The 19,467-nt window shown below is 61.9% G+C and carries 14 protein-coding genes; 6 read left to right on the top strand and 8 right to left on the bottom strand.

From position 1 onward, the window contains the following. The first annotated feature begins 82 nt into the window (after positions 1-82). The 4 genes from KG088_RS14500 to KG088_RS14485 all read left to right on the top strand — a co-directional run bounded on the left by KG088_RS14500 (position 83) and on the right by KG088_RS14485 (position 6,782). Entirely contained in the window at positions 83-343 is a 261-nt protein-coding gene (locus KG088_RS14500) for a DUF4212 domain-containing protein (RefSeq protein ID WP_089796666.1), read from the top strand. 6 nt (positions 344-349) lie between these two features. After that, entirely contained in the window at positions 350-2,146 is a 1,797-nt protein-coding gene (locus KG088_RS14495) for a sodium:solute symporter family protein (RefSeq protein ID WP_213826522.1), read from the top strand. 98 nt (positions 2,147-2,244) lie between these two features. Then, positions 2,245-2,760 (top strand): hypothetical protein, encoded by a 516-nt coding sequence (locus KG088_RS14490; RefSeq protein ID WP_213826520.1) that lies wholly within the window; start codon positions 2,245-2,247, stop codon positions 2,758-2,760. A 77-nt stretch (positions 2,761-2,837) separates the two neighbouring features. Continuing rightward, the gene (locus tag KG088_RS14485; RefSeq protein ID WP_213826518.1) at positions 2,838-6,782 is read left to right on the top strand and encodes a hybrid sensor histidine kinase/response regulator; all 3,945 of its coding nucleotides are present in this window, start codon (positions 2,838-2,840) and stop codon (positions 6,780-6,782) included. A 123-nt stretch (positions 6,783-6,905) separates the two neighbouring features. On the opposite strand, the gene KG088_RS14480 is transcribed toward KG088_RS14485, so the two are convergent. The 3 genes from KG088_RS14480 to KG088_RS14470 all read right to left on the bottom strand — a co-directional run bounded on the left by KG088_RS14480 (position 6,906) and on the right by KG088_RS14470 (position 10,526). Next, a complete protein-coding gene (locus tag KG088_RS14480; protein WP_213826516.1) occupies positions 6,906-7,568 on the bottom strand; it encodes a LuxR C-terminal-related transcriptional regulator in 663 nt (220 codons plus the stop codon). Between the two features lie 291 nt (positions 7,569-7,859). After that, complete coding sequence (gene acs, locus KG088_RS14475; protein WP_213826514.1) at positions 7,860-9,809, bottom strand: acetate--CoA ligase; 1,950 nt, start codon at positions 9,807-9,809, stop codon at positions 7,860-7,862. 156 nt (positions 9,810-9,965) lie between these two features. Beyond that, positions 9,966-10,526, bottom strand: a complete 561-nt coding sequence (locus KG088_RS14470; RefSeq protein ID WP_213826513.1) for a SprT family zinc-dependent metalloprotease — start codon at positions 10,524-10,526, stop codon at positions 9,966-9,968. Positions 10,527-10,619: 93 nt separating this feature from the next. Here KG088_RS14470 and KG088_RS14465 point away from each other — a divergent pair, with 93 nt between their 5' ends. Continuing rightward, on the top strand, positions 10,620-11,267 hold the full coding sequence (locus KG088_RS14465; protein ID WP_213826511.1) for a YecA/YgfB family protein: 648 nt from the start codon (positions 10,620-10,622) through the stop codon (positions 11,265-11,267). On the opposite strand, the gene KG088_RS14460 is transcribed toward KG088_RS14465, so the two are convergent. Further along, entirely contained in the window at positions 11,264-12,385 is a 1,122-nt protein-coding gene (locus KG088_RS14460; RefSeq protein WP_213826509.1) for a phospholipase D-like domain-containing protein, read from the bottom strand. The two genes, KG088_RS14465 and KG088_RS14460, sit on opposite strands and share 4 nt — an antisense overlap. Before the next feature lie 129 nt (positions 12,386-12,514). On the opposite strand from KG088_RS14460, the gene plsB reads away from it, so the two are divergent. Further along, a complete protein-coding gene (gene plsB / locus KG088_RS14455; protein ID WP_213826507.1) occupies positions 12,515-15,007 on the top strand; it encodes a glycerol-3-phosphate 1-O-acyltransferase PlsB in 2,493 nt (830 codons plus the stop codon). Here the strand turns inward: plsB and KG088_RS14450 are convergent. From KG088_RS14450 to aceF, 4 genes are all read right to left on the bottom strand, one after another. Then, entirely contained in the window at positions 14,993-15,715 is a 723-nt protein-coding gene (locus KG088_RS14450; protein WP_213826505.1) for a class I SAM-dependent methyltransferase, read from the bottom strand. The genes plsB and KG088_RS14450 overlap by 15 nt on opposite strands. Further along, on the bottom strand, positions 15,712-16,416 hold the full coding sequence (tsaB, locus tag KG088_RS14445; RefSeq protein ID WP_213826503.1) for a tRNA (adenosine(37)-N6)-threonylcarbamoyltransferase complex dimerization subunit type 1 TsaB: 705 nt from the start codon (positions 16,414-16,416) through the stop codon (positions 15,712-15,714). Before tsaB ends, KG088_RS14450 begins: the two co-directional genes overlap by 4 nt. Positions 16,417-16,505: 89 nt before the next feature. After that, positions 16,506-17,162: an adenylate kinase gene (gene adk / locus KG088_RS14440; RefSeq protein ID WP_213826500.1), complete on the bottom strand. Its 657-nt coding sequence runs from the start codon at positions 17,160-17,162 to the stop codon at positions 16,506-16,508. 233 nt (positions 17,163-17,395) lie between these two features. Next, the gene (gene aceF, locus KG088_RS14435) at positions 17,396-19,432 is read right to left on the bottom strand and encodes a pyruvate dehydrogenase complex dihydrolipoyllysine-residue acetyltransferase (RefSeq protein ID WP_213826498.1); all 2,037 of its coding nucleotides are present in this window, start codon (positions 19,430-19,432) and stop codon (positions 17,396-17,398) included. Positions 19,433-19,467 lie beyond the last annotated feature (35 nt).

The following is a 19,467-nucleotide window of genomic DNA, read 5'->3' as shown; positions in this document are numbered from 1 at the left end:
CATGTATACGCGCAATTGCCCTGGTGAGTCCGCCGATTAACGGTTCAAGTAATCATCCCGAAAAAAAATGGAGAGCAACACGATGGCTGAAGACACATCTAATGCTGATGCATACTGGAAGGCGAATAAGCGCCTGATAGGAGGTTGCCTAGCCGTCTGGGCGCTGGTGTCCTACGGCTTTGCCATCCTGCTGCGCCCGCTGCTGGCGGGTATCCCCGTTGGAGGAACGGATCTGGGCTTCTGGTTCGCCCAGCAGGGCTCGATCCTGACCTTCATCTGCATCATTTTCTTTTACGCATGGAAAATGAATCGGCTCGATAAAAAGTTCGGCCTGGGGGAGTAAGCCAGCATGAGTCAATTTGCGATCAACCTATTGTTCGTGGGCGCCTCGTTCGCCTTGTATATCGGCATCGCGATCTGGGCGCGAGCCGGATCGACCAAGGATTTTTATGTCGCTGGTGGCGGTGTGCATCCGATTACCAACGGCATGGCGACAGCGGCCGACTGGATGTCTGCTGCCTCCTTCATCTCCATGGCAGGCCTGCTGGCCTCGGGTGGTTATGCCAACTCGACCTTCCTGATGGGCTGGACCGGTGGCTACGTCATCCTGGCGATGCTGCTTGCGCCCTACCTGCGCAAGTTCGGCAAGTTTACTGTGCCCGACTTCATCGGTGACCGCTTCTACAGCAATACCGCGCGTCTGGTCGCGGTTATCTGCCTGGTTGTGGCGTCGGTCACCTACGTCATCGGTCAAATGACCGGTGCCGGGGTGGCTTTCTCGCGCTTTCTGGAGGTCAGCAACACCTGGGGCATCTGGATTGCAGCCTTCATCGTGTTCCTCTATGCGGTATTCGGCGGCATGAAGGGCATTACCTATACCCAAGTGGCCCAGTATGTGGTGCTGATCATTGCCTACACCATTCCAGCGGTCTTCATCGCCTTGGAGCTGACCGGCAACCCCATCCCGATGTTCGGTATGTTCAGCACCCACACCGAATCGGGTGTGCCACTGCTGACAAAACTGGATGAAGTGGTCAATGCGCTAGGCTTCAGAGACTACACGGCCGATGTCGACAACAAGCTGAACATGGTGCTGTTTACCATGTCGCTGATGGTCGGTACCGCAGGCCTGCCGCACGTCATCATCCGTTTCTTTACCGTTCCCAAGGTGGCCGATGCACGTTGGTCTGCCGGCTGGGCACTGGTGTTCATTGCCCTGCTGTATCTGACCGCTCCCGCCGTCGGTTCCATGGCGCGCCTGAACCTGCTGACCACGGTCTATCCGGATATGGCCGGCCAGGTCGAAAACTATGACGAGGCCATCGACAATCCGATTCTTTACGAAGAGCGCCCCGAGTGGGTCAGGACCTGGGAAGAGACCGGGCTTATCACCTATACCGACCTGAATAACGATGGCCGCATCCAGGTCTATAACGACGCTAGTGACGACTTCGCCGATACCGCCGAAGCACAGGGATGGGAGGGCAGCGAACTGGACGTTAATAACGACATCCTGGTGCTTGCCAACCCGGAAATCGCCAACCTGCCACCCTGGGTCATCGGTCTGATTGCCGCAGGCGGTATCGCGGCAGCCCTGTCCACGGCAGCTGGTCTGCTGTTGGCGATCTCCTCGGCAATCAGTCATGACTTGATCAAGACGATGATCAACCCGAAGATTTCCGAAAAAGGCGAGATGTTGGCCGCCCGTATCTCCATGGGGGGCGCCATCCTGCTGGCGACCTATCTAGGCCTGAACCCACCCGGGTTCGCGGCTCAAACGGTAGCCCTGGCCTTCGGTATCGCCGGTGCATCACTGTTCCCGGTATTGATGATGGGGATCTTCTCCAAGCGGGTGAACAACAAGGGCGCGGTTGCCGGCATGCTCTCTGGCCTGCTCGCCACCCTGCTCTACATCTTCACCTACCTGGGCTGGTTCTTCGTTCCGGGCACCGAGATGCTCGCCAATACCCAGGAAAACTGGATACTGGGTATTTCCCCGCTCTCCTTCGGTGCGGTAGGTGCGATGATCAACTTCGCCGTTGCCTTCGCCGTTTCCAGCGTTACCGAGGAGCCTCCGCAGGAAATTCAGGATCTGGTGGAAAGCGTGCGCTACCCGAAAGGTGCTGGTACTGCGCTTGATCATTAAGCGATAATGGATTCCTGACACAGACCGTCTGCGTTGTGGAATCAACATCCAATCGGGCTTCCATCAGGAAGCCCGATTGCTTTCAGGAAGAATGATTTATGATATGGCACCTCATCGCCGCAGTATTTGCTGGACTGGGCGCGGCAGGGGTCGGGCTTGTGCTCCGTCTCGTTAGTGGCAAGCGACTACCGCGCTGGATTGTCCCGGTGTGCGCCGGGCTGGGCATGCTGGCCTACCAGATCAACCATGAATATTCCTGGTTCAACCACAAGCAGGCCCAGCTACCCGATTCAGCTAAGGTGGTAGATGTCGAAAAGGGACAGGCCTTCTGGCGTCCCTGGACATATGCCTTTCCGATGACCATCGCCTTCAGCGTCGTCGACCAGGACGATCTGATAACTGGCCAGGCAGACGGCCAGCGACTGGTCCAATACCGACGCTATCGTTTCAAGAAGGAATACGTGGATCAGGTCACCCACCAGGCCTATCTGATGAACTGCACCTCTCGTGAAACCGTCCCACTTGCCGGCGAACCACCACGTCCGCGAACCGAGGCAATGCAGACGTTCACGGAAACGGATCACCTCTTTCAGGTCGTCTGTCAGCAGAAATAGCACGACACCATCGCCGGCCGCTACTGCCCTCTCCGCTCGCATTCCCCTAGAATGCAGGCACCCAAAAGGAGAATTGCATGTTCGCTGGCTGGTTATTGATCCTCGTCTCGCTGACCTACATTGCCGTGCTGTTCGGCATCGCCTGGCGTGGCGACCGTCAAGCCCGCGAGCATGGCGCCAGCCGCCGGCGTCCGGTGATCTACAGCCTGGCACTGGCGATCTACTGCACGTCATGGACGTTCTATGGCGCAGTGGGGCAAGCCGCGACTGCGGGCTGGTCCTTCGCGAGCATCTACGTGGGGCCGATTCTCACCTTTTTGCTGTTCTGGCCCGTGCTGACCAAGATGATCCGCGTGGCCAAGCACCAGAACGTTACCTCGATCGCCGACTTCATCGCCTCGCGATACGGTAAGACCCAGTCGCTGGCAGCCTTCGCCAGCCTGGTCGCCCTGATCGGCACGCTGCCCTACATCGCCCTGCAACTGAAAGCGGTCTCGACATCGTTCAGCGTACTCACCGACGATGCCGACATGATCCGGGCGCCGCTATTCGGCGATACCGCCTTCTTCGTGGCGCTGGTCATGGCGGCCTTCGCCATTCTCTTCGGTACCCGTCATGCCGACGCCACCGAACACCATGAAGGCTTGATTCAAGCCGTGGCCTTCGAATCGCTGGTCAAGCTGATCGCTTTCCTGGCGCTCGGCGCGTATGTCACCTGGGGCATGTTCGATGGCCTGGGCGACCTACTGGGCCGCGCCGAGGCACTGCTGGAACTCCAGAACCAGCTGGCCCACCAGGACTTCGGTCAGAGCTTCTGGGCCCAGACACTGCTCGCCATGCTGGCGATCCTCTGCTTGCCGCGACAGTTTCATATCGCGGTCGTGGAAAACACCCACCGAGATGACGCTACCAAGGCGCGCTGGCTTTTCCCGCTTTATTTGCTGGCATTCGCGTTCTTCGTGCTGCCGCTGGCCGCCGCGGGCCTGACGGTGTTCGCCGGCAGTAATGTCGAGCCAGACACCTACGTACTGGCGCTGCCCATGGCAGCTAACAATCAATGGCTGACCCTGCTGACCTTCATCGGCGGCTTCTCGGCAGCCACCGGCATGGTTATCGTGGCTGCCGTAGCGGTTTCAATCATGATCTCTAACGAAATCGTCATTCCGGCACTGTTCCGGCTGCGCTGGTTCGATACCAAGGCGCGCGACTACGGGCGGCTGGTGCTGCGTGCACGGCGAGTCACCATCGCCGCTGTCCTCGCCATGGCCTATGGGTTCTACCAGTTAATCGGAGAATTCGCGTCGCTTGCCTCCATCGGCATGCTCTCCTTCGCCGCTGCGGCCCAGTTCGCCCCGGCGCTGATCGGGGGCCTCTACTGGAAGCGCGGCAACCGGCTGGGGGTGGTCGTAGGCATGAATGCCGGCTTCGCCATCTGGGCCTACAGCCTGTTGATGCCTGCGATGATCGGGGCCGGTGTTTTGCCCGAGACCTGGGCCAATGGCGGTCCGCTGGGACTCGCCTGGCTGGCCCCGACTTCGCTGTTCGGTCTCAACGTCGGCGACAGCTTCACCCATGGCGTGATGTTATCGTTGGGGGTCAACCTGTTCTGCTACATCTTTGTCTCCCAGATGACCCCACAGCGGGTCGTAGAGCGCATTCAGGCCTCGTTGTTCGTCGACAGCGTCGAGACCCGCCAGACCTCGGTAAACCGCCCCTGGACCGGTGCCACTACCGTGGGTGACCTCAAGGTACTCTGTGAGCGCTTCCTTGGAGCAGAGCAGGTCAACCGAGCCTTTGAGGACTATGCCCGGCGCACGGCGAAGCCCCTCGAGAACGGCACCCGAGCCTCCATCGACATCATCCAGTTCACCGAGCGCTTTCTCGCCTCGGTACTTGGGGCCTCTTCGGCACGCATCGTTGTCAACTCGGCCCTGCAAGGGCGAGGCATCGGCATCTCCGACGTCATTTCCATCGTCGACGAGGCTTCCCAGGTACTCGAATTCAACCGTGCCCTGCTTCAAGCAACCATCGAAAATATCAACCAAGGCATCAGTGTCGTCGACCAGAACCTGCGCTTGGTGGTCTGGAACCAGCGCTATCTGGAGCTGTTCCGCTTTCCCGACCACCTGATCCGGGTCGGCGCGCCCATCGATCGCATCTTCCGCTACAACGCCCACAACGGCGAATACGGGCCCGGCGACCCCGAGGAGCATGTGCAGCTGTTGATCGACAACATTCGCGCGGGGCACCCTCACCGCTACGTGCGCTATCGCCAAGACGGCAGCGTGCTGGAAGTGCAGGGCAATCCCATGCCCGGCGGTGGCTTCGTCTACACCTATCAGGACATCACCCAGCAGAAGCGCATCGAGGAAGCGCTGATCCGCTCAGAAAACAACATCCGCATCTACACCGATAACGTACCGGCACTGATCGCCTACTTCGACAAGGAGTGCCGTTATCTCTTTACCAACCGGGCCTATGAACAGGCTTTCGGTATCGACCGCAACGTAGTGATCGGCAAGCAGATCGATGAGGTGATCTCTGACGAGATGTTGCGCCATCGTGCGCCCTGGATCGATCGTGCGCTGGCCGGGGAACGTGTCAGCTTCGAGGTGTCGCTGCCTCTCGCCGACAAAACCCACTACATGCTGGTAACCTATACGCCCCACTTCGGCGACAACGGTGCCATCCTGGGCTTCTTTGCCCTCTACCAGGACATCACCGAGCGCCGGTCGGCGGAGATAGCCCTCAAGGAGACCAACGAGACACTCGAGGAGCGCGTGCGCGAACGCACCCAGGCACTCTCGGAGGCCAACGCTGCCTTGCGACAGGAAAACCGCGTTCGCGCCGAAGCCGAACTCGCGCTACGCCAGGCAAAGCAGTTGGCCGAGGACGCCAATGCGTCCAAGACTCGTTTCCTGGCAGCCGCCAGCCACGATCTGCTGCAACCCCTCAATGCCGCCAGGCTGTTTACCTCGGCCCTGGCTTATGAAAGCGCTGCCGTCGATATGAAACGCACCATCGGCCATATCGACAATTCGCTTCAGGCGGCTGAAGAACTGCTCGGCACCCTGCTCGACATCTCCAAGCTCGATGCCGGCGCCTTGACGCCTCGACGCAACCATTTCGCCCTCGCCGATATCTTCCACCCGCTGCGCGCCGAATTCGAAGTGATGGCCGAGGACCGAGGGCTCGACCTGGTGGTAGTCCCCACTCGCGCCTGGGTCGACAGCGATCCGCAAATGCTGCGCCGGATCGTTCAGAACTTCCTGTCCAACGCCATTCGCTACACTCAGGAGGGCCGCGTACTGCTCGGTTGCCGACGCCTCGGCGAGCGACTTTCCATCGAGGTGTGGGATAGCGGCCCGGGCATCCCGGCCTCCAAGCAGAGCGAAATCTTCCAGGAATTTCGCCGCCTCGATCAGGCCTCGCGACACAAGGAGAGCGAAAAAGGGCTGGGGCTCGGACTCTCGATTGCCGATCGCATGAGCCGAGTACTCGATCACCCGATCCGTATTCGCTCACGCGAGGGGCAAGGCACCATGTTTTCGGTCACCGTGCCGGTGGTCGCACCACGCAGCGCGGCTCAGCAGAGCGAGGAGGCGACCCCGAGGCGAGCCGGCAACAAGCTCGCTGGCACCCGGATTCTGTGTATCGATAACGAGACACTAATTCTCGAAGGCATGAAGGCTATGCTTTCCGGCTGGGGCTGCGAGGTCTTTACCGCCACCTCCATCGGCGGCGCCAAGTCCGAGCTTCGCCATCTTGAGGTAGACCCCGATGCCATCCTCGCCGACTACCATCTAGACAACGAAGTCACCGGGCTGATGGCCCTCGACGCCTTGGCCGAACGGCTCAGCGGTGCGGTACCGGGCATCGTGATTACCGCTGACCGCACCGAGGAGGTCGCCGAGGAAGTCAAGCGCAGCGGCTATCATCTGCTGCTCAAGCCGGTACGGCCGGCAGCCCTGCGCGCACTGCTCACCCGCACTCTGCAGGCGAGTCGGGCGACTAGGGCTTAACTGGAAGCTCTAAGCTCAAGCAACAAAGCACGACGCCATGAAAAGCAAAGCCCCACGGACGCCTGGTCAGTGGGGCTCTTTGCTTATGGCTTAAAGCTTATGGCTTACAGCGCCTGAGCCGACTCAGGATTCCACCTTTGGCGGCTCGACCTCGAGCTTCTGCGCGGCAATGACCGCCTGGGTGCGGGAATGCACACCGAGCTTGCGCAGGATGGCCGTCACGTGAGCCTTGATGGTCGCCTCGGAGACGTTGAGCTCGTAGGCAATCTGCTTGTTGAGCAGGCCCTCGGTCAACATATTGAGAACGCGGAATTGCTGAGGCGTCAGCGAGGCAATCGACTCGGCGAAGCGGGACTCTTCCTCGTTGGATTCACCCAGCGTCGCGGCGAGCTCTGCCGGCAGCCATACCTCGCCGTCAAGAATCTCACCCACTGCCTCGGCGATCAGCTGAAGCGACGATGATTTGGGGATGAAACCCGAGGCGCCGTAATCGATGGCGCGGCGAACCACGTATGGCTCATCGCTACCCGACACCACCGCCACGGGAATATCTGGCGTCTGGCCGCGCAATTGGATCAAGCCGGAAAACCCATGGGCACCGGGCATGTGGAGATCGAGCAGGATCAGGTCGGCATCCGGATGTCGCGTCACCACCTCGGTCGTGGCTGCCATGGTGTCGGATTCCACGATCTCGGCCTGGGGTGCCAGCTGTCGGAGAGCCTGGGTCAGGGCTGCACGGAACAGCGGATGATCATCGGCAACGATGAATTTCTGGGCATAGGCCATGGATTGTCCTCCGGTTCCTCAAGCAGCGGGCGGGTGGCCGCCACTGGGATAGTGCTGTTGGTCTGGCATGTTACCCCATGCACAAAGCGATACCCAAGCGCTTGAAAGCGCGGCGGCAACGGCCGTGATCCATGTCAACGTCTGGATTACCGCTGCGCGGCAACGCCGGGCACAAAAAACCGGCCACACGGGCCGGCGACAGGAAGGAGGAAGGACAAGCTGGCGCGCCCTCCGGTAGCTCGCAAGGCGAGCCGACATGCGCGGGAGTGTCCTTCCCCCTGAAGAGGAACCTCAGCGGTTGGCGCGATGCTCAATCAACTCATCGACCACCGACGGGTCAGCCAGCGTACTGGTGTCACCCAGGCCCTCGCACTCGTTAGCGGCGATCTTGCGCAGGATTCGACGCATGATCTTGCCGGAGCGGGTCTTCGGCAATCCCGGCGCCCATTGAATAACGTCCGGCGAGGCAATCGGGCCGATATCCTTACGCACCCATTGGGTCAACTCTTTCTTGAGCTCATCGCTCGGGTCCACGCCATCGGTCAGGGTGACATAGATGTAAATGCCCTGCCCCTTGATGTCGTGCGGGAAGCCGACCACGGCGGCCTCGGCCACGGCATCGTGGGCCACCAGCGAGGATTCGATCTCGGCGGTGCCCATGCGGTGACCGGAGACGTTGAGAACGTCATCGACGCGACCGGTGATCCAGTAATAGCCGTCTTCGTCGCGACGACAGCCGTCACCGGTGAAGTACATGCCCTGATAGGTGGAGAAGTAGGTCTGGACGAAGCGTTCGTGATCGCCCCAGATGGAGCGGGCCTGGCCCGGCCAGGAGTCCAGAATCACCAGGTTGCCGTCGGTGGCGCCCTCGAGCAGGTTGCCTTCATTATCGACGACCGCCGGCACCACGCCGAAGAAGGGCAAGGTGGCGGAACCCGGCTTGAGATCGGTGGCGCCGGGCAAGGGTGCGATCATGATGCCGCCAGTCTCGGTCTGCCACCAGGTGTCGACGATAGGACACTTGGAATTGCCGATGACCCGATGAAACCACTCCCAGGCTTCGGGATTGATGGGCTCGCCCACCGAACCCAGTACGCGCAGGCTGTTGCGCTGGCTTGACGCCATGACATCATCGCCGTGCGCCATCAGCGCGCGCACTGCCGTTGGCGCGGTGTAAAGAATATTGACATCGTGCTTGTCGACAATCTCGCCCATGCGACCATGCGTCGGGTAACTGGGGACCCCCTCGAACATCAGGGTGGTGGCGCCGTTGGCCAGGGGCCCATAGACGATGTAGCTATGACCGGTGACCCAACCCACATCGGCGGTACACCAATAGACTTCGTCGTCTTGATAGTCGAAGACGTACTGGTGAGTCAGGGCGGCATGCAGCAGATAGCCGCCGGTGGTGTGCTTGAGCCCCTTTGGCGCACCGGTGGAGCCGGAGGTATAGAGGATGAAAAGCGGATCCTCGGCATTCATTTCCTCGGCCGGGCAGTCGCTGGACTGCTTGTCGACCAGGTCGTGATACCAGACGTCGCGTCCTTCTTTCCATTCCACCTCGCCACCCGTGCGCTTGACGACCAGCACGTTCTTCGCAACATCGGTGCCGGGACGGGTCAGGGCCGCATCGACATTATCCTTCAGTGGCACCTGTTTGCCGCCACGCACGGATTCATCAGCGGTGATAACGAGTTTGGAATCGGCGCCGATCACGCGCTGCGCTACGGCATCCGGTGAAAAGCCACCGAACACTACCGAGTGGATTGCGCCGATGCGCGCACAGGCCAACATGGCCACCGCCGCCTCGGGAATCATCGGCATGTACAGGGTCACGACATCGCCCTTGCCGATACCCAGTTCCTTGAGCGCGTTGGCGAGCTTGCCGGTTTCGGCATGCAGCTCGCGATAGGAAATAAGCTTGGATTTGCCGGGATCATCGCCCTCCCAGATAATCGCGGTCTGGTCGCCGCGTGTCTCGAGGTGGCGATCGAGGCAGTTGACGCTGGCGTTGAGGCTGCCGTCCTCGAACCAGCGGATGTCCACGTTGTGCGAATCGAAGGTCGTATGCTTGATCTTCGTTGGCGCCTTGAACCAATCAAGACGCTTCGCCTGTTCGGCCCAGAATCCTTTCGGGTCGTCCAGCGACCGCTGATACATGGCCTGATACGTAGCCTTGTCGGCGTGGGCATTGGCGGCGAAATCGTCGCTTACCGGGTGGACTTTCTGCTGTTCGGTCATGAATCGGCCTCTTCCAGGAAATGCGTCCTTGATTGACGTTACCGACTTTTTCTTGGCGACAAGCCGGCACTACCATTCTCCCCTCAGCATATACGCTAGAAGGCGACCTTCCCTTTAGACATTGGTAGAAATATTTTTTCTTTTTATAACAGCATTTTATGTAGGGTTTTTACCAGCGACCGCACCAAGATATACCAAGGTCTGAGCACAGTGGCGGCAGCGATAGGGTCGGTCCTGGCGAACGAGGGCGTGACGCCGAGGGGTGAAGGCATGCTCGCGACAACCGCAAGCGTAGCGATGCGGCGCGGGGCTGGCCCGACTGACGTCGAAACGATGCGTGGTGCGTGGTTCGAGGCCGAAGAGGCGGCGCATGACGGTCTGCCACTCGCGACCATGGGGGCGAGCCAGATGCCCCTCGTCGAGGTGGAAGACCAGCCAGTGAGCCATTTCGTGCGGTATCACCTCAACCATGAAGGCAAGACGGTTCTCTTCCAGCAGCACCGGGTTGAAGCGCAGCCCCCCACGGCCCAGGTGTGCCTGTCCGGCAGACTTCCCACGCAGGTCCAGCCAGACACGAGGTTGCGGCAAGCCAGGATGGATCTCCTGACACAACTGCCAGGCAGCCTCTGCCCGTTCGTGAAGCGAGGCATGCAAGGCCCGGGTATCGAGACCGTCGAGACGGTCGGCATCCGGAGAGGGAAGCACGGGAATGGCCATGGAGTGGTAGAATGCCGCCTTAGTGAAAATGCGTATAGATCCCCGACAACGTCCTCGACGATGTCAAGCCAATGTTAATCAGCGAGAGCCGCCATGTCAGATGCCGAGACGCTCCCTCCCCATCCGCTGCTCAACGACGAAGACCTCGACAGGCTCGACGATTTTCTCGATTCCGAGCAGGTCGGCCCGGATGCGCTGGACCTGATCGGCGCGCATGGCTTGCTGGTTGCGCTCGCCGTGGCACCTCGCGACGTCGAGGCCGCCACCTGGATAGCCGAGCTGTTTCAGGGTGAGCCCAGGTTCGCCGACACCGCCGAGCGTGACATCGTCCTTGGCCTCCTGGAGCAGCTCAAGCACAACGCTATCACTACGCTAGAACAAGGTCTGCTTCCCGAACTGCCATTCGAGCTAACGCTCGATGGCTTGCCACCGGAAGAGACTCCCATCGGCGATTGGTGTGCCGGATTCATGGAAGGCGTGTTCCTCGACGAGACGGCCTGGTTCGAGACCGATGAAGAAACCGTCGCGACTCTTCTGCTGCCGTTCATGGCGCTATCGGGGCTTTTCGACGAGGAGCCGGACATGGCCGATTTCACCGCCGATCCCGGGCGTCTGGAAAGCCTCGCCGGCCAGCTCCCCGATCTAGTGCTCGACCTCTACCTGCACTATCGTGTACCGCCCGAGACACCCAAGCCCAAGCCGCGTCGCAAGCCTCCCGCTGGTCGGGGCAAGCGGCGCTAGCGAAGCCGCGTCAGCAGGCCATCCAGCGAGCCGAAGAGCCACTCGCGTAGGCGTTGCAGCCGCGAGCGACGCGACCAGTCCCGATAATCGATTTCGTGGCTGGTCACAAAGTTACGCTCGAAGAGTTCCGACACGTCCCCGGTGAAGCGGCCGTCTTCCACTTCCTGGTTGGCTTCTAGGTTCCAGTGCAGGCTCCAGTGATCGAAATTGCATGAACCAACGCTGGTCCAATTATCAGCCAGCGTGCATTTTGCGTGGATGAAGGTCGGCTGGAACTCGAAGATGCGCACTCCGGCTCGCAACAGGCGGCCGTAGAAGCGCTGTCCTGCATAGCGTACTCCGGGGTGGTCGTGATGCTCGCCGGGCAACAACAGCCGCACATCCACGCCACGTCGGGCGGCCCTCGCCAGGCGTCGGCGCAGATCCAGCGTCGGCACGAAATACGGCGTGCATATCCAGATACGCTTCTCCGCCGAGGACACGCGGTATTGCAACGAGTCACGAATCGCCTGATAGCGGTAGCCCTGGCCCCAGACGACCCGGCCGCGCATGCCGCGATAGTCCGCCAGAGGCGATACCGCCAGGCGCAGATGGCGCACCAGCGCCGGGTCGCCATTGCCCTGTGTCAGGGACGAGTCCCACAGGCGGCTGAACAGACGCACCCAGTCCGCCACCACGGGGCCCTCCAAGCGCACTGCCACCTCGTACCAGGCATCCAGGAATTCGTCCACGGCGCCGAAGCCGCCGGTGAACGCGATGCGCCCGTCCACCACCAGCAACTTGCGATGATCACGACTCAGATTGCGGGCCAGCGAATGAAAGCCCAGTGGATTGAAGAACCGCAGCGCTACGCCACCGGTTTCCAGACGCTGGCGATCCTCATCGTCAAGCCCCATGGCCCCGTAGCCGTCAAGCATCAGCATCACTGTCACACCACGATCGACTGCCTTGCACAGGGCCCCGATCATCGCCGAGGCCAACCGTCCCGATTCCATCAGGTACAGCTCGATCATCACCGACTCACGCGCCTCGCCAACCGCCTCGAACATGGCCGGCAGGAAACGAGCCGCTTCCGGCAACAACTGAAAATGATTGCCGTCTTTCCACACCCCATGCATAACAGCGTTCCCCCGCGAGACCCAACCGCATTGACGCATAATTGCCGGGGTGAGGAAAAGCCGCAGGCCTGACCGCGACATGCCAGGGTGGCTATACTGGCCCTCCTTCCCCACGGCAAGGACGACCGGATGGCCTTTTCTCTCTCGCGCCTGACGCCCCGGCGAGCACTTCTCGCTCCCCTTCATGCGCTGCTCGGCCGCCTGCTCGCGACCTGCGGGGAGGTGCGCCTCATTGAACCCGGTCCAGAGTCGCTGGGGCTCGATGCTGCGCTACCGGTGTTGTACGTCCTGCCACGTCCGGCACTGTCCGATGCCCTGCTGCTGGCATCGCTGGCACGCCAACATGGCCTGCCCCCGGCAAATGGCCACCGCCAGGTGGGATCGCTGCGCCTCCCCGCCTGCCTGGCCCTGCCCGCTTCACGGCGCCGGCTCTGGCGCCGAGCGTCACCCCCCGAGGCGCCCTTCCTCGACCTTCTGGCACAACGCCGCGCTCATCCTGAACACGAGGTGCAGTTAGTGCCCGTGAGCGTTTTCTGGGGACGTGCGCCTGGCAAGCGTTTCGGCTTCTGGAAGATGCTCGCGGCCGACAGCTGGCAACTGACCGGACGATTACGCCGGGCACTTTCGGTCATGGTCAACGCCAGGAACGTGGAAGTACACTTCGGTGCACCGTTCAGGCTCGGCGAGATACTCGATGATCGTGACCCGGCCATCACCAATCGCAAGACCGCCAGGCTGCTGAGAGTGCATTTCCGCCGCCTGCGCACTCGCGTGCTGGGTCCCGATCTGTCCCACCGCCGTACCCTGATCGAGGGCGTGGCCGCGAGCCCCGAGGTGCGTCGGGTCATCGACGAGCTCGCCGGTGACGGGCGAGCTTCCCCGGCCCGCCTTCAACAGCGCGCCCGACGCTACGGGCGCGAGATCGCCTCGAACATGGCCTATCCGGTGCTGCGTTTCATGGACGGGCTGCTGCGAAGGCTCTGGAATCGCCTCTACGATGGTGTCGACGTGCGTGGGCTGGATGACCTCAAGCCACTGGCGGGGGATCACACCTTGGTCTATGTGCCTTGCCATCGCAGCCACATCGATTACTTGCTGCTCTCCTACGTGCTCTACCACGAGGGCCTGATGCCACCCCACATCGCCGCCGGCCGCAACCTCGACATGCCTCTGATCGGCCCGCTGCTGCGCCGCTGCGGTGCCTTCTTCATGCGGCGCAGCTTCCGCGACAATCCCCTCTACGCCGCGGTCTTCAATGAATACCTGCACCGCCTGCTCTCGCGCGGACACCCCCTGGAGTACTTCATGGAGGGCGGGCGCTCGCGAAGCGGACGCCTGCTGCCGGCGCGCCCGGGCATGCTCGCCATGACCCTGCGCTCCTACCTGCGCAGCGCCAAGGGCGGCGGCCCACAGCGCCTAGCCTTCATCCCGATCTACATCGGCTATGAGCGGATACTCGAGAATGCCAGCTATCAGCGCGAGCTACGCGGCGGGCGCAAACGCAAGGAAACTCCACTGTCGCTGCTGCGGGTGATCGGCCAACTGCGCCAGCCCTTCGGTCGCGTGGCGGTGAACATCGGTGATCCACTGATCTTGTCCGACTATCTCGACCGCAAGGTGGGTGACTGGCGAAGTGGAATCAGCGACACGCACCCGGAGTGGCTGACACCGCTGATACCGCAGCTGGGAGAGGAACTTTCGCGGCGCATCAACGCCGCCGCCGCGCTCAATCCCGTCAACTTGGTGGCGCTGGTGCTGCTGGCCTCCCCGCATAATGCCTTAGAGGCCAGCCTGCTCGAACGGCAGCTGGCGCTGCTCGTCACGCTCCAGCGCTATTGCCCCGGCGGTGATCACGCGAGTCTGCCGGAAGGCGAGCCTGCCGAGTGGATCGAAAAGGTCTTGGCGCTGGGCATGATCGAGCGACGCTCCCACCCTCTGGGCGACATGCTGCTTGCCGACCCCACCCAAGTCAGTCTCTTGGCTTGGTACCGCAACAATGTGCTGCATCTCTTCGCCCTGGCCGGGCTGACCGCCTTCGCCTACCGACATCGCCCGCGTCACACGCTCGACGAGTTGGAAGCGATGCTCGCGCCAAGCTGGCCGATACTCACCCGTGAGCTGGTCATCGCCCCACCGGCGTCGCTGCGAGCGGCACTGGCGAAGATGCTCGATTTGCTGGTCGAGCAGGGCTTGTTGCGACGTGACGGTGACACCTGGTGGCGCCCCGACACGCCGGTGGAAGCCGGTGAGCATTTGCGCCTGCTTGGCCAGCTGATGCAGCCGGTTCTGGAGCGCGGCTACCTGCTCCTCGTCCTGCTGCTCGAGGCGGGATCAGGCCGGCTGGAGCGCGAGGAGTTGGCGAACCTCAGCCGTCAATTGGCAGAACGTCTCGCGGTACTCTCGGGGTTGGATGCCCCCGAGTTCTTCGATACCCGTGTCTTCGTGAGCCTGGTGGAGAGTCTTGAAGTACATGGCTGGCTATGGCGGGAGGAGGATAAGCTGGTCTTCGATGAGCGGTTGCCGGCAGCAGCCAGGCTGTCCGCCGAGTTATTCGATCCGGCACTACGTCATCGCCTGCAGTTGATTACCCGTCATCGCAACGGCGAATCAATCGGGCTTTAACGAGCGATGGACGTACAAATCATAGCGGCTGGTCTTGCCTTCGATGACGTGGCGCGGCGCAGGGCCCTCGATGGGTGGCGCCTTGCGTGGCCGCTTGACCACCACGCGATGGGTCGCCACGTCCAGGGCGGCTTCCAGGAGTCGCGAGGCGTCAGCGTCGTCACCCGCCAGGGCACGAAACAGGCGCATCTCCTTCTTGACCAGTGCCGACTTGTCGCGGTGGGGAAACATCGGATCCAGGTGAATCACCTGAGGCGCCACACCGGTGCCAGCGACCAGCGCAGCCAGCTCCCGGGCGCCGTCACCATGAACCAGTGACATCCGGCTAGCGATGTCGCGGGTCGCCGGTTCGGCCAGCGCCCGCATCAGGCCATCCTCGAGTAGAGCGAAGATCGCTGGGACTCGCTCGACCATCAATACCCTGGCCCCCAGACTCGCCAGCACGAAGGCATCCCGTCCCAGACCCGCCGTGGCGTCGACCACTGCAGGCGTCACCCCTTTGCCCAGGCCACAGGCACGGGCAATCAACTGGCCACGGCCTCCGCCGAAGCGTCGCCGATGGGCCGAACGGCCCGCGACGAAGTCGACTGCTAGCGGATAGCCGTAACGTGCGGGGTCGCCGACCAGGCTGAGACGCCCCTCGCGATAGGCCAGCGTGAGATCGGCCACTGCCTCGTCGCCCTCCCTCAGACCACCGCCTGCCGTCATCGCGACTTTTTCCAGGCGACCTGGTCGCGCAGGTAGACCGGCTGCACCTCATGGGCCGGACTCCCCTCGCCGGCCTCGAAAGCCCGGGCCGCCAGCAACACCATATCGCAGGCTTCGGCTTCCCACTCCGGAAGGTGCTGGCTGATACCGACTTGCACCTCGGCCGGCATGCTATCCCACAGCCCCCAGCCGGAACCGACACCCACCCAATCATGGTCTTCGTGACCGTGCGGGAGGCACAACCGATCCGGCGGCATCACGGCTTCGGGGGTGAGTGCCTCGGGTACGCCATCACGGCACTGCCAGGTCGCCACGTAGATCTCCCCCATGCGTGCATCCAGGGCCGTGATCAGATAACGATAGTGATAACGGCAATGCCCACCGAGCGCCAGGGCAGCCAGGGTCGAGACCCCGAGCAACGGACGGTCCAGACCGAAGGCGAGCCCCTGGGCCGCGCCGGCGGCAATGCGCAGCCCGGTGAAGGAGCCGGGTCCCCGGCCATAGGCCACCGCGTCGAGGGCCGAGGCTGGGAGGCCGGCCTCCGCCAGCACCTCATCGACCATCGGCAGCAGCCGGCGGGTATGCTCGCGAGGCGTGAGAGCAAAACGGGAAATAACTTGGTCATCGGCGCCCTCGCGCCGCTGCAGCAAGGCGGCGGAACAGGCACTCGAGGAAGCGTCCAGGGCGAGCAGGATCGGCATGGGCAAAACGTATCGGAGGGAAATATCGGAACATTATACGACAACGGCCCGCGGGATGCGGGCCGATGAATTCGTCTGAAGAGACGATCTCAGCCTTCCAGGGCTTCGATCACCTGAGCGGTGATGTCATCGATGCTACCGATGCCCTCGATGCGATGGTAGCTCGGTGCGGTCTGTGGATCGTCCTTGGCCCACTGCTGGTAGTAGTTGACCAGCGGTGCGGTTTGCTCATGATAGACCGCCAGGCGATTGCGTACCGTGGATTCACGATCGTCGTCGCGCTGGATCAGTGGCTCGCCAGTGACGTCGTCCTTGCCCTCTTCTTTTGGCGGCTGATGCTCGACATGGTAGACCCGGCCGGACCCTGGATGGACACGACGGCCCGCCAGGCGATTGACGATTTCCTCGTCGGCAACGGCGATCTCCAACACATGATCAATCTTCACATCCGCATCCTTCATCGCTTCCGCCTGGGGAATCGTGCGGGGGAAGCCGTCAAAGAGGAAACCGTTCTCGCAGTCCGGTTGGCTGATACGCTCCTTGACCAGGGCGATGATGACCTCGTCGGACACCAGACCACCGCTGTTCATGATCTCCTTGACCTTGAGCCCCAGCTCACTGCCTTCCTTGACCGCCGTGCGCAGCATGTCACCGGTGGAGATCTGCGGGATCTTAAAACGCTCACAGATGAACTGGGCCTGTGTACCCTTGCCGGCGCCTGGGGCACCCAACAGGATCAAACGCATTAGCGACTCCTCATTTTTGGTAATTATCTTGAATTGTCAAAATGTTGTAATGGGTGAAACGAATGAAATGAACCTTACCCGTGGGCCCGATCACAGACAAGCGAGTGTGTCACCAGACAGTCCGCTCTGAAACAAAAAATCCTCGTGATCAAGGATTTAACAAGAAATAACACTTTGGTCTGCCCTGCCTAGTTGACAGGCAAGCGACGGCGCCTGGGGCGCCGTCGCTTGAATCAGAGCAACAGGCGACGGATGTCGGTCAGCGCCTGAGCCAGGAAGGCAGTGAAGCGCGCTGCATCAGCACCGTTGACCGCACGGTGATCGTAGGAGAGACACAACGGCATCATCAGGCGTGGCGCAAAGTTGCCACCGTCCCACACCGGCTTCATCTGCGCCTTGGAGATGCCGAGGATGGCAACCTCCGGGGCGTTGACGATCGGTGTGAAGGCAGTGCCGCCGATGGAGCCCAGGCTCGAGATGGTGAAACAACCACCGGTCATCTCCTCGCGCTTGAGCTTCTTCGACTGCGCCTTCTTGGCCAGATCCACGGACTCCTTGGCAAGTTCGATCAGCGATTTCTGATCGGCATCACGAATCACCGGCACCATCAGTCCGTCCGGCGTGTCCACGGCGAGGCCGATATGCACATACTTCTTGTGCACCACCGTCGCGCCATCGGCCTTGAGGCTGACGTTAAACTGCGGGTACTGGCGAAGGGCGAAGGCACAGGCCTTGATCAGGAAAGGCAGTGGAGTGAGCTTGGCGCCCTGGGCCTCGGCTTCGGCCTTCATCGACTTGCGGAAGGCTTCCAGCTCGGTGATGTCTGCCTCGTCGAACTGGGTGACGTGGGGCAGGTTGACCCAGCTGCGATGCAGATTGGTCGCCCCCATCTTCATCAGCCGGCCCATCGGCTTCTCTTCCACTTCACCGAACTGGCTGAAGTCCTGATCGGGAATCGGCGGAATGCCGCCTCCTGCCGCCGCCGGGGCCTGGGCGGAGGGCGTCTCGGCCTTGCCGGCCATTACCTGCTTGACGTAGGCGTGGACATCCTCCTTGAGGACCCGATCCTTGGGACCGCTCGGCTTGACCAGACCCAGATCAACGCCCAGCTCACGCGCCAGCATACGCACCGCCGGCCCGGCATGAACCAGCTTGCCATCACGCGGCTTGTGGTCGGCCATCTGCGCTTCGGGGCTCGGCGACGACGTGGTGGAGGAAGATGTCTCGGCCTTGGCCGACGCCGGTTTATCAGCTTTTGCGGAGGATTTTTTGGCGGCAGCCGGCTTGGCACCGGCCGTCTCGATGTAGCCGATCAGATCGCCTTCGGAGACGGTATCGCCCTCCTTGACGGTCAGTTCGACCAGCTTGCCCTTGTAGGGGCTCGGCACGTCCATGGAGGCCTTGTCGGACTCCAGGGTGATCAGAGGATCTTCCTCGTTCACCTCGTCACCGACGGCAACCGCCATCTCGATGATCGGCACATCACTCGAACCTGACAGGTCCGGCACGCGGATTTCCTTGCGCTCCGGCTCTCCCCCGCCAGCACTGTCGTCCTCGGCGGGCGCCGAGTCGGTCGATTCAGCATCGGACGGTGAGTCGTCGGCTGGCTCTGACTCAGCGGGCGCCTCGTCGCCACCTTCTCCGGCGATTTCCATGGTGCCGATGACGTCCCCTTCGGAGACGGTATCGCCCTCCTTCACCGCCAGGCTAGCCACCTTGCCGGCATAGGGGCTCGGCACATCCATGGAAGCCTTGTCCGATTCCAGGGTGATCAGAGGATCTTCCTCACTCACCTCGTCACCGACGGCCACCGCCATCTCGATGATCGGCACATCGCTCGAGCCCGATAGGTCGGGCACCTTGATTTCCACGGTGCGCTTGCCACCCGAGGACTTGGCAGCGGGCTTTTCCTGCGGCTTCTCCGCGGCGGGCTGCGACGACGACTCGGGCGCCTTGCTGGGCTCCTTCTCGGGCGTCTCGTCGCCCTTGTCGTCGCCCTTGTCGTCACCCTCAGCGTCGGCATCGCCGTCACCTTCGGCCTCAAGCTCGAGGATATCGTCACCCGCCGAGACGGTATCACCCTCCTTGACCAGCACCTTCAGCACCTTGCCGCCCTTGGGCGCGGGCACGTCCATGCTGGCCTTGTCGGATTCCAGGGTGATCAGGGTATCCTCGGCCTCGATCACATCGCCTTCGGACACCGCGATCTCGATGATTTCCACGTCGGTGTCACCACCGATATCGGGAACTTTGATGATTTCGCTACTCAAGGTCGCGCTCCTTCAGAATCTTGTCAGGGGCGGGC

The organism is Halomonas jincaotanensis, from assembly GCF_018448785.1.
GTDB classification, from domain to species: domain Bacteria; phylum Pseudomonadota; class Gammaproteobacteria; order Pseudomonadales; family Halomonadaceae; genus Halomonas; species Halomonas jincaotanensis.
This window is presented reverse-complemented; position numbering and strand designations above follow the sequence as displayed.

What these genes read in the sequence shown, in the direction of transcription:
- KG088_RS14500 (WP_089796666.1), top strand. Translation starts at nt 83, where the DNA reads ATGGCTGAAGACACATCTAATGCTGATGCATACTGGAAGGCGAATAAG.
- KG088_RS14495 (WP_213826522.1), top strand. Translation starts at nt 350, where the DNA reads ATGAGTCAATTTGCGATCAACCTATTGTTCGTGGGCGCCTCGTTCGCC.
- KG088_RS14490 (WP_213826520.1), top strand. Translation starts at nt 2,245, where the DNA reads ATGATATGGCACCTCATCGCCGCAGTATTTGCTGGACTGGGCGCGGCA.
- KG088_RS14485 (WP_213826518.1), top strand. Translation starts at nt 2,838, where the DNA reads ATGTTCGCTGGCTGGTTATTGATCCTCGTCTCGCTGACCTACATTGCC.
- KG088_RS14480 (WP_213826516.1), bottom strand. Translation starts at nt 7,568, where the DNA reads ATGGCCTATGCCCAGAAATTCATCGTTGCCGATGATCATCCGCTGTTC.
- acs (WP_213826514.1), bottom strand. Translation starts at nt 9,809, where the DNA reads ATGACCGAACAGCAGAAAGTCCACCCGGTAAGCGACGATTTCGCCGCC.
- KG088_RS14470 (WP_213826513.1), bottom strand. Translation starts at nt 10,526, where the DNA reads ATGGCCATTCCCGTGCTTCCCTCTCCGGATGCCGACCGTCTCGACGGT.
- KG088_RS14465 (WP_213826511.1), top strand. Translation starts at nt 10,620, where the DNA reads ATGTCAGATGCCGAGACGCTCCCTCCCCATCCGCTGCTCAACGACGAA.
- KG088_RS14460 (WP_213826509.1), bottom strand. Translation starts at nt 12,385, where the DNA reads ATGCATGGGGTGTGGAAAGACGGCAATCATTTTCAGTTGTTGCCGGAA.
- plsB (WP_213826507.1), top strand. Translation starts at nt 12,515, where the DNA reads ATGGCCTTTTCTCTCTCGCGCCTGACGCCCCGGCGAGCACTTCTCGCT.
- KG088_RS14450 (WP_213826505.1), bottom strand. Translation starts at nt 15,715, where the DNA reads ATGACGGCAGGCGGTGGTCTGAGGGAGGGCGACGAGGCAGTGGCCGAT.
- tsaB (WP_213826503.1), bottom strand. Translation starts at nt 16,416, where the DNA reads ATGCCGATCCTGCTCGCCCTGGACGCTTCCTCGAGTGCCTGTTCCGCC.
- adk (WP_213826500.1), bottom strand. Translation starts at nt 17,162, where the DNA reads ATGCGTTTGATCCTGTTGGGTGCCCCAGGCGCCGGCAAGGGTACACAG.